The sequence below is a fragment of the Faecalibacillus sp. H12 genome (genome assembly GCF_013361255.1).
Lineage (GTDB): Bacteria > Bacillota_I > Bacilli_A > Erysipelotrichales > Coprobacillaceae > Faecalibacillus > Faecalibacillus intestinalis.
Window position 1 is genome coordinate 1 of record NZ_JABWDK010000051.1, and the last position, 10,232, is coordinate 10,232.

At 44.3% G+C, this 10,232-nt stretch carries 10 protein-coding genes; 2 read left to right on the forward strand and 8 right to left on the reverse strand.

Annotated elements, in window-relative coordinates:
- Positions 1-90: 90 nt before the first annotated feature.
- The 7 genes from HUU89_RS14060 to HUU89_RS14090 form a co-directional block, all read right to left on the reverse strand.
- Complete coding sequence (locus HUU89_RS14060) at positions 91-513, reverse strand: RNA polymerase sigma factor (protein WP_175302094.1); 423 nt, start codon at positions 511-513, stop codon at positions 91-93.
- A 473-nt stretch (positions 514-986) separates the two neighbouring features.
- Positions 987-1,853 carry a metallophosphoesterase gene (locus tag HUU89_RS14065; protein WP_012741662.1) on the reverse strand — a complete coding sequence of 289 codons (867 nt, stop codon included), beginning with the start codon at positions 1,851-1,853 and terminating at the stop codon, positions 987-989.
- A 122-nt stretch (positions 1,854-1,975) separates the two neighbouring features.
- Positions 1,976-4,336 carry an ABC transporter permease gene (locus tag HUU89_RS14070; protein WP_175302095.1) on the reverse strand — a complete coding sequence of 787 codons (2,361 nt, stop codon included), beginning with the start codon at positions 4,334-4,336 and terminating at the stop codon, positions 1,976-1,978.
- Complete coding sequence (locus HUU89_RS14075) at positions 4,320-5,015, reverse strand: ABC transporter ATP-binding protein (RefSeq protein ID WP_041254460.1); 696 nt, start codon at positions 5,013-5,015, stop codon at positions 4,320-4,322. Before HUU89_RS14075 ends, HUU89_RS14070 begins: the two co-directional genes overlap by 17 nt.
- Positions 5,016-5,079: 64 nt before the next feature.
- Complete coding sequence (locus HUU89_RS14080; protein ID WP_041253889.1) at positions 5,080-6,309, reverse strand: sensor histidine kinase; 1,230 nt, start codon at positions 6,307-6,309, stop codon at positions 5,080-5,082.
- The gene (locus HUU89_RS14085) at positions 6,306-7,004 is read right to left on the reverse strand and encodes a response regulator transcription factor (RefSeq protein ID WP_012741667.1); all 699 of its coding nucleotides are present in this window, start codon (positions 7,002-7,004) and stop codon (positions 6,306-6,308) included. Before HUU89_RS14085 ends, HUU89_RS14080 begins: the two co-directional genes overlap by 4 nt.
- Positions 6,997-7,185, reverse strand: coding sequence for a helix-turn-helix domain-containing protein (locus tag HUU89_RS14090; RefSeq protein ID WP_012741668.1), 189 nt, complete (start codon positions 7,183-7,185; stop codon positions 6,997-6,999). Before HUU89_RS14090 ends, HUU89_RS14085 begins: the two co-directional genes overlap by 8 nt.
- Before the next feature lie 275 nt (positions 7,186-7,460).
- Here HUU89_RS14090 and HUU89_RS14095 point away from each other — a divergent pair, with 275 nt between their 5' ends.
- Positions 7,461-7,826: a helix-turn-helix transcriptional regulator gene (locus HUU89_RS14095; protein WP_012741669.1), complete on the forward strand. Its 366-nt coding sequence runs from the start codon at positions 7,461-7,463 to the stop codon at positions 7,824-7,826.
- A 169-nt stretch (positions 7,827-7,995) separates the two neighbouring features.
- On the opposite strand, the gene HUU89_RS14100 is transcribed toward HUU89_RS14095, so the two are convergent.
- Positions 7,996-9,411 (reverse strand): relaxase/mobilization nuclease domain-containing protein, encoded by a 1,416-nt coding sequence (locus tag HUU89_RS14100; protein ID WP_175302096.1) that lies wholly within the window; start codon positions 9,409-9,411, stop codon positions 7,996-7,998.
- Between the two features lie 165 nt (positions 9,412-9,576).
- Here HUU89_RS14100 and HUU89_RS14105 point away from each other — a divergent pair, with 165 nt between their 5' ends.
- Positions 9,577-10,116, forward strand: a complete 540-nt coding sequence (locus HUU89_RS14105; RefSeq protein ID WP_117891143.1) for an ATP-binding protein — start codon at positions 9,577-9,579, stop codon at positions 10,114-10,116.
- Positions 10,117-10,232: the final 116 nt, after the last annotated feature.

Here is a 10,232-nt window from a genome sequence, read left to right on the forward strand (position 1 = left end):
CATGAGGCTTGTCTGAACCTCGGGTCATTGTGACCCGAAGTGTTTTGCCTCTCATAAACCATTTCATTTTCCGGTCTAAATCGGTACGCCTTACAAAGAATTTTTCAAAATTTTTTCTAAGCGCCGCAGACCTCGCTCGATTGCGACACGAACCACTTTTTCATGGACGCCCTCTGCCCGGGCAATGTCCTGTTTGGTCATGCCGAGAATGAAATGAGCATAAATCCGTTTTGCCTGTTTGTCCGGCAGATTGGCAATCGCTGCGTGAAGTTCCTGCATGGTCACTTTCCGCTCATACAGTTCATGGGGAGATAAGGCAACAAAGACAGCTTCATGCTCCAGCCCGTCATCCCGATCAAGGGAATAGTAGGCTTTGTGGCGGTATGTACGCAGCCGGTAGGCAGCCTCTTTACGATCAAACTCTTTGAACATTTCTGCAACTTCTTCCGATACTTCCATGAAGCAATCCGATGTATAGAATGGGTAATAGTCCCGCAAATTGATAATAGCCATATTGACCTCCGTTTCGGTTGTTGGTTGACGAGTGACCGAAACGAAGGCGCGGGGAGCGGCACCGGGGAATGACTTCGGGCCAACATGACCCGAAGCAGCCCCATAAGAACACAAAAGCGCCCGGGCGGCATGAAGCCACACGAACGCATGAAGTTACATATTCATTTATGTACTGCCTGATTTCACATTTATAACCAGACTGTCCCGGAGGGGGAGCTACGCTTTTTTTAGCTGGTGTAGATCATGTGTACTGTGAAAAAAGGCAAAAATAGACACGGCGGCAATCCTCCTATATGCCGCCGTGGATTTACACGGTATTAGGTCGTCGTTGGTTTAAGGTAGACGAAAAGAAACGGCGGCTCTGAAAATCAAAGCCGCCGTTTCAAATGGGCGTGTCAAATTGTCTGCTCTACGACGGCTTTTTTCTTTTGCCGTCGTGCGGCAGATCATTTCAATATTCGGTTGAAGTATCGTTATTCGGTGTTAAGTTCTACTAATACAACCTCTGGACGATTATTAAATCGGAATGGAATAATACTATTTCCAAGGCCGCGGCTAACAACCATATTTGTCTTTTCGTCTGTATAAAGGCCGGAATCATATTTAGGAAACAGTCCTTGATTGGGGGCAACGAGCCCCCCAATAAAAGGTAATCGAAACTGCCCTCCGTGTGCATGACCACATAAAACCAAATCAACACCACAGCATACATAGGTTTCAAATAACTCTGGCCGATGTGATAGCAGTATAGTGTAACTGTTTTCGTCATCAATAAGGCTATTCAATTTTGTGTTGACCATGGCTGGCGCTTCATTAAACATATCGCCCTTAATCGTAAAGTCAGAATCAGAAAGCCCGATAAGGGTAATCATTTCGTTGTTATGCACTAACTGTATTGCTTCATCTTCAAGGACAGTTACGCCAGACGCTTCAAGCCCTGTTTTGAATTGATCATAATGTGAGAAGTTAGCTTCGTGGTTTCCAGTTACAAAGTAGACAGGGGCTATTTGAACAGCTTGTTTTATAAAATCAAACGCAATCTCAATGTCTGTATGTCCAGCATCGATTAAATCTCCAGTTATCACAATAATATCCGGTTCGTGTTCAGACAGCAATTCTATCAATTCTGTATTGCTTTCTCCAAATTCAGCATTATGCAAGTCGGACACTTGTGCAATCCGAAAATTAGAAAAGGCAGATGCTATGCGATCGCTGGAGATATTAACCATACTTACCATCAATGCTGAATTGCCCCATATAGTATAGATTATCAAAACCAGCAGTATAGTTGTTAATACACAAATCTTCACCAATACTCTGGTGGAAAGGATTTTTTTCATTTTTTCCTCTCTTTCATCAACTTAATTATAAAAAAATCAGCTTACAAACAGGTGAATTTCAACTTACGAATTTGTAAGACAAAAGTGGGCGGCTTCTAAAGCCACCCGCTTCAAAAGTAGAATTACTGTGCGCTGATTGTATCAACAATGGACATATTGCGTATTCTCTTGATTGGCCCATGCACAGCCAGAATTACAGAGCTTACGACAATCAACAGAATAACAGCTACCTCTGGTAATGGAGGAGTCCAAGCATCCCCCCATCTATAACTTATCAACATTCCAAACAATAGCTTGTTACAAAACAGTCCCAACACCGTACCAACTACACCGCCGATTATGGTATAGGTGAAGGCTTCTGCAACAATCATTTTACTTAGCTGTCCCATGCTAACGCCGATAGCACGGAAAGCGCCATACTGTTTCAACCGTGCAGACACACTCATGGAAATACTATTGATTATGTTAAAAATTGTAATCATTGCAATTAGGACGAGGAATCCATAGATGAACAGCCAAAAACAATAGTAAGTTCCCATGGTACTGCTGTTACCCATGCGTTCATCAGCGAAAGTAAATGAGGAATCTACCATTTGGCGGATCACATAAACATCTTCGTCTGTTGTGCCTTTCACTAACTGCACATCAATAACCGTATATTTCGACTCGCCAGTAATTTGTTCAAATGTATCCTCTGAACAAATAATTGTTCCAACACCGGCGGCACTGTAAAACGGACAGTCGGACAACATTCCCACGATTTGGATTTCTTTACTTTGTCCGTTTGTATTCAACGATACAGTATCGCCTATTTGTATTGTGTTCTGCGAATTATAAACAATTAAGCCCGTCCCTAAATCAGTTTGCACAGATTCCAGAGAACCCTCTAATAAATAGTCCTTTGCCCAATCAAATTGATACTGCTCATAAGAGATTAAATCCATCTTTTTTTCAATACCGTTTGTGACAGACGGAACCTCGTATGCAAATTTTCTTCCATACGCTAAATCCACAACAGGATTTTCCTTTAGATCATCAAGTAATGCTTTGTCAATAGCACAGGCGTTATCAGGGCTTATGATAGATAAATCTGCTGTCCAAGGTTGGAGCGGTGTTAAGGTATGCTGCATGAACTCAACTGTTACAGAGAATGAAAGGAAAAGGATAATACTGAGAGCAAATGAGCTTGTCATCAAAAACAGATTTTTCCGATTTGCTTTTGCATGATAAATTCCAAGTGCTGTATCAATCTTAAGCAGTTGTGTATTAGCAGCATTTCTTGCAGGCTCCAAGTCGTTTGCATTACCGGAAACCGCTGCCAACGGAGATACTTTTGCTGCTTTCTTTGCCGGAGAATAGGCAGCGAACAAAACCGTTACCAAGCCCACAACGATTCCTGCAAGAATACTTGGTACGCTAAATCCGAATGTAGACATCGCTTTGAAAAATTCCGGACTTAGGAAACGCAAAATCGCACATAAGACCCAAATGACAACTATACCGATGGAAATACCCACAGGGATTGCCAAACGGCACCAACTAAGCGCCTCTTTCCGTACTAAGCGCATAATCTGTTTTGGTGTTGCACCGATACAGCGCATAAGGCCGAAAAATTCGGTACGCTGGGCTACATTGCTGTTCAGGCTGCTTGCAATCATCATAATACCAGCTAACATTACCAGTACAAACAATACAGCCGCAGCCAAGTAAACCTGTAACAAAAAGGGAACGCGGCTTTGTCCAAGCAATCCAAGCAGATTGTTGTTGGAAGATATTTGTTCATTCGATAAATTGCATTGTTCTTTCAAATCTGCAATTTTCCCTTGTATATTTCTTGTGTTTGCAAATTGAGTAAAAAACATAATGCCGTAATCATTCGGCTCCCCGTCTGATACATTCGGATAAATCGCGCAGTAATCCTCTGTGTTCAAAATGATGCCGTAGGAGTCGCCACTCATGATCGAGGCGGTATTATTCATAAATCCTGATATGGTAAAATTCAGTTTATCGCCATCAGGAGTTTCTACGGCAATGGGATCACCAATCGCAACACCCATTATCTGCTTTGCATTTTCAGTCACCAACGCTTCATTACTTGTCTGTGGAAAAACACCTTCTTCAAGTTGGTCAGTCCAGATTTCAGTTATATAGCTTTCATCACAACCGCATATCGCTACATCTTTTCCACCCAAAGTGTAGCCTAAATCTCCACGATAATTGAGTACGCCATACGGTGAAAATACTTCAATATCAGGGCGTGAAGCAATAATTGCTGCTTCTTCATTGCTGATATTCTTAATGGCAATATGCCAATTCCCAGACTCCTGCTGTGCCTGCAAAATCTGGCTGCGGATGAACATATCTGCCATTCCAAAAATAGTTGTAACCAGAAATACCGCCAGCACAATGCAGAAAATAGACATTCTGCTTTGCTTCTTGTGGATTTTTGCGGATATGGGAACAAGGTCAAGATAATGCTTCATTTGTTTTTCCTCCCAAATCCGTCAAAACGCCATCTGATACCCGGAACACCCGATCAACGGATGCAGTCAAATCCTTATTGTGGGTAATCATCAGGATTGTTTGCTGATAGCGACGGGACGCCTGCGTAAGCAGGGCGATAACATCCTGACTATTCTTGCTGTCCAGATTGCCAGTAGGTTCATCTGCCAGAATCAGTTTGGGCTTTGTGATTAACGCCCGGCCAATGGCAACACGCTGCTGCTGTCCGCCGGATAGTTGGCTCGGCAGGTGATGTCGACGCTCGGTAAGTCCCAAGAGTTCCAAAATTTCTTCTACTGCTGCCGGGTCTGGTTTGCGATAGTCCAAAAGAAGCGGAAACATGATATTCTGCTCCACATTCAGCTCGGAAACCAACTGAAAGGATTGGAAGATAAAGCCGATATTACGACGGCGGAAAATCGTGCGCTGTTCCTCTTTCATGGAAAACAGGTCTTGTTCATCAATCCAAATGTGGCCGGAAGTAGGGGTATCCAAAGCTCCAATACAGTTCAGTAATGTGCTTTTGCCAGAACCGGATTCACCCACAACGGCAGCAAATTCGCCTTTATCCAGGGAGAAGGAAACCTTCTTCAACGCTTCGACTTTCGCCTCACCCTTGCCATAAGTTTTACATAAATCTTGTACTTTCAATATTTCCATAGTCATCAGTACCTCCTTTCTCAAAAGGATAGCAAAAACAGCTTACAAGCAGGTGAATTTGACCTTACAGATCCGTAAGGAAAGATAGTGTAAACAGCGTACCTTTTCCGACTTCACTTTGTACGGAGATAACACCGTTTTGACCCTCAATAATGGACTTGGCAAGGGGAAGCCCCAGCCCGATTCCTTGTGTATCAAGGGAATGTTTGCTGCGATAAAAGCGTTTAAAGATATGGTAAATATCTTCCGGGACTATGCCGTTACCATTATCAGAAATAAAAATCCGAAACATAGCAGGAGTGCGCTCCCATGTAATACGGACAATACCGCCAGCTTGCGTGTGATCCAGTGCATTTTTTACAATGTTTCCAATCGCTTCACCTGTCCATTCCATGTCACAAATAAGCTGCTGTTCACCATCGCCATCTATCTGAATCTGCTTGCTTTCGCTTTTAGCCCTGGTGGTTAGGTCATTGACTGAATGAGCTATCAGCTCGGACACACGGCAACTTTTTTTCTCAAAAATGATGTTTCCCGTATCCAGTCGGGTTATCTTCAACATGGATAAGATTAACTGCTCCATACGCTTTAGAGAAATACCCATCTTCGCCGCAAACTGTTTGACCGTTTCTGCATTTTCTGGCTCACTTTCAATGATCTCCTGATACATAGTGAGGGCTGCCAGAGGCGTTTTGAGCTGGTGAGATATATCGGATATGGTGTCTTTCAAAAACTCTTTTGCTTTACGTTCTGTTTCATTTTTGGATTGGAGCATAGTTGCAAGCTGTTCTATCGAAGAAAACACTTGGTAGATAGCCCCCTCATAATTCTGCGGTAAATGACAAGAGTAATCCCCGTTGATGTAATTTAGCAATATTCTGTCGACCTGTTGATACAATCGCTTCCTTTTCCAGAAAAAAATAAATATTCCTATGGCAAGCACAAAGAGAAAAAATAGCACAGTGCATAGCATGGCGCAGAAAGCGGAACGCTGAAATTGATTGAAATAAGGCCGCATACTGCTTTCTGACTGTTTTCCCAAACCCGCAGCCGCTAATAATGACCTACCATCGTCACTGATGTCTGTGTTCGTAAAGGCAACTGCAACCACTTCTTTCGGAACACCCTGTTCCAAAAGTGAGGATGAAACCGCTTCATCATGTTTGAGCCATAGGACTTCCGCATCGTTCACCTGATAAATAGTCAAAACGGTTGCTGTACCTACAAACAGCAGAGCAAACAAAGTCAAAAATAGCAGGAACCCTTTAATCTGTCTATCTTGGTACAAACTCATATAGACACCTCTTTCCATTGGTAGCCGAACCCACGAATGGTTATAAGGTGTTCTGGATGGGACGGATTGGTTTCCACTTTTTCACGAAGCCGCCGTACATAGACGGACAGGGTATTATCATCAACAAAATTTCCTGTATCATCCCACAGCTCATTTAGAATGATGTCCCTTGTCACAACGCGATTTGCGTTTCTTACCAGCAGACAAAGCAAACGATATTCGGCGCTTGTCAAATCCAATGCTTTTCCCTTTAAGGTTGCACGGCTACCCAACAGATCAATGGTAATGTCGCCACATTCCATAGAAGTGTTTTTTTCGCTTTTGGAAACTCCGGCCCGACGCAACAGCGCCCGGATGCGGGAACACAATTCCCCCAGTTTGAAAGGCTTGGTGATATAATCGTCCCCACCGCTATCTAATCCACGAATTATGCTGACTTCTTCATCCGATGCAGTCAGGAATATAATCGGTATCTGCTGATTTTCTTTTCTTACTCTTTCGCATACGTCAAATCCTGTTCCATCTGGCAGAGTAACATCCAAAATCAATAAATCGTATCGGTCGAGTTCGGATAAGTATTGTTTTGCTTCACATACTGTACGGGCAACTTCAACATCAAATTCATTCTTTTTCAAAGAGTAGACCAAGCCATCTATTAGACTGACATCATCCTCCAATAGCAATATTCTATTCATGTTTTAATTCCTTTCCTTGTTTTGTCCTCATATCCACAGGTTTCTCCGCGTCTTTCGGGATCAACCAGATTGTAGCCATCTTCACAGCGCCGGGAATACGGCCACCGGCGCAATAATAGTTTATCCGTCGAGGGGTCACGCCCCACTTTTCGGCAGCCTCTTTCAATGTCATATAGTCCATTTCGCACCTCCACAGGATATATTATTAGGGTTGAGCAAAACGCGCGTTTTGCAAAGTTGAGTCACAATATATAGAGCTCAAATGAGCTGGATAGTACTATTTAATGTATAGCCTTATGAGCAAATCGGAGTTTTGCTCAACCCTATATATTATAGTTCTCTGCCTCGAATAATACAAGTTAGAGCCTACACGGATACGAAATAAAATACTACTTAATGTAAAATTTCATTACATTCTCATAATCCAACCCGAAATGTAGAATGATATAGGGTGATATGAAAATGAACCAAGATGAAAGAAGGTTTGACTTCCACGGCCTCGGGGCGGCTCTCAAACGAGCCAGAGAAGAAAAGGGCTGGACACAAGCCTATGTTGCGGAATTAGTAGACCGTGACTCCCGTACCATTATGAATATTGAGAACAAAGGTCAATATCCCAGCTTCGACCTTTTTGTTAAACTCATTACTATGTTTGACGTTTCAGTTGACCAGTTTATTCATGCGGACGGAGGGGCAAGGTCAAGCTCTTGTAGAAAGCACATTGATGTACTTCTAAACTCCATGAATGAAAAAGAGCTTGTCGTGATAGAAGCCACAGCCGAAGGCATTAAGAAAGCCAGAGAAACGGAGGTTCCAGAATAAGGGCCTCTGTTTTTTTGCGTCATTTTAGGGGCTGTCGCTAAGTGGCAAGCAATGCCTCTGTGGCCACAAGTGGCACGAAGGCGGCTTGTTGGGGCTCGCCCCAAACCCGTATCTTCGGGCCAACATGGCCCGAAGTGTCAGCGTCGCTTTGCTCCTTATTTTCATAACCTTAACGCTCCTTTTCCTGCTTTCTTCCCGGCTCGGTGTAGCCCATCAGAGTGTCAATGTTCGCCTTGATCGTGACGATCTCCTGCATATCCCGTCGTGCCTTCTGGTATTCTCCATAGAGCTGTTTTTTCTTTGCTGTGAGCTTGCGGCCTTCCTCCTTCAGCACATCCATTTTAGGGAGCTTCGCCCCGCCCAGCAGAGAGCGCATTTCCGCTTGTGCTGCCCGGTACAGTTCAAGGTCGGCCTCATGCTCCGCAAGGAATTTCCGGCTGTACTTCGTCGCCTTATACTGCTCAAAGACTGGGCGGGTTTTGGCATCCTGAACCGTTGCGGCCTTTAGCCCGGCATTGGTTTTCATGGCCTGTTCCGTCTGCTTGACCTGTTCGGAAATAACATGGAAACGGTCTGCCGCCTCGGTGGCTTTCTTCGCCAACTGCTCATAATCGGTCAGGTTATTGTCCTGTATATAGGCAAGAGCAGCGGCCATCTGCTTAATGTTAAATACCTTCGCCCAGCGTTCATATCCCGGCCCCTTACCGGCAGCCAGCTTTGCTTGAATATCCACCGCCAGACTGATTTTCCGCTCCGAGCGCCCGGGGCGTTTTTCTTTGCCCTCAATGGCGGACAGAACATCTTGCAAGTCGTAGCCATCCCCCAGCGTGGAGGCACGCAGACGGGTGAAGCGTTCCTGTCCCTGCCCGGTCAGCCGGAAGCTGATACCGCCGCCTCGAACCGTCTTGACCTCATACCCGGCCCGCTTCATCAAATTGAGAAATTCGTCCAAATCAGCGGGGCGTTCCGCCAACGCAGTATCAATGGCAAGGCGCAGCCTGTCCTGATAGGAAAGCGGCCCTTTCCGGTCTTTCTGCCACTCTCCATAGTTCCGATACTTGCCCTTGCTCCGGGGCTTCGGGTTCTCCACGATGGACAGCCCGTTTTCAAGGCACAGCCTGTCAGAGAGCCGCCGAAGGGCGAAGCTGGAGCCCCAAAAATTTCGGAATTTCCGGGTGCAGTCAAGGGTGGTGGAGTTGTAATAAATGTGACAATGGATGTGCTGCTTATCGGTGTGCGTGGTAACGATAAAAGCGTGCCGCCCCTTTGTCCAGCGCATAGCCAGCTCATAGCCGATACGGTTCGCCTCCTTCGGGGTGATCTCGCCCGGATAGAAGGATTGTCGTATCTGATAGCACAACACATTATTTTCTTTCTTCTGTTCCCGGCCCGTCATAGCGGCATAGCTGGCCTTTGCCAAAAGGAACTCGTCCGCCACGGTGGCCGGATCACATTCATAAGCGGAGATATACTTTCCGCTTTCTGTTTTCTCCGGGTCCTTGCCATAGTCCAGACAATCCCGGATAGCCTCAGCAATCGTTTCGCCTTCGCCCGCATGGCGCTGTAACAAAGTTGTGGTAGCCAAAAATCATTCCTCCTTTCCATGAGAAAGAGGCGGCCCATTCAGACCGCCCCGACTTCGGGCCAACATGGCCCGAACATAAGATATTTGCCAAAAACACGATAGACTCCAACTTGATTTTGATGTAAAATATATATAATAAAGGATTGTTAAACGGGGGTTATACATATGGGGACGATATTTGTTGCCGGGACTTACGGTGTAGGGAAAAGCACATTATGTAATAAATTGTCAACTGCATTAAAAATCCCAGATTTTTCTGCCGGTGATCTCATTAGTGCAGTCAACGGTGAAACTTATGGAGCAAATAAAGTGGTTAGAGACAAAGATGCTAATCAGAATATTTTGGCCTCACAAGTCAAGCAACTTCTGAAATCGACCCCTAGTATTATTCTTGCCGGACATTTTTGCATATTTGATATAAATGGTAATGTTGATACTTTGCCGAGTAGGGTGTTCTATGATCTGGAAATAGAAACCATACTTTTGCTAGAGGCCTCGTCCTTACAAATTATAAAAAATTTGTCCATGCGAGACAAAAAAGAGTATTCCGAAAGTCAAATTTTACTTTTACAAAAAGCAGAACACGAAAAGGCACATGAGATTGCTACAAGCATAAATTGCAATCTGTATGTTCATCATATGCTTTTTGATGAAACTGATATTACGAGTTGCTTATCTTATATAGAAAGGGGCCCCAAATCATGAGAGCTTTGCTTGACACAAATATAATCATCCATAGAGAAAACAAGCGTGTTTCCAATTATAGTATTGGACACCTTTTTCGATGGTTGGATAAGTTAAAATATGATAAAGTAATCCAT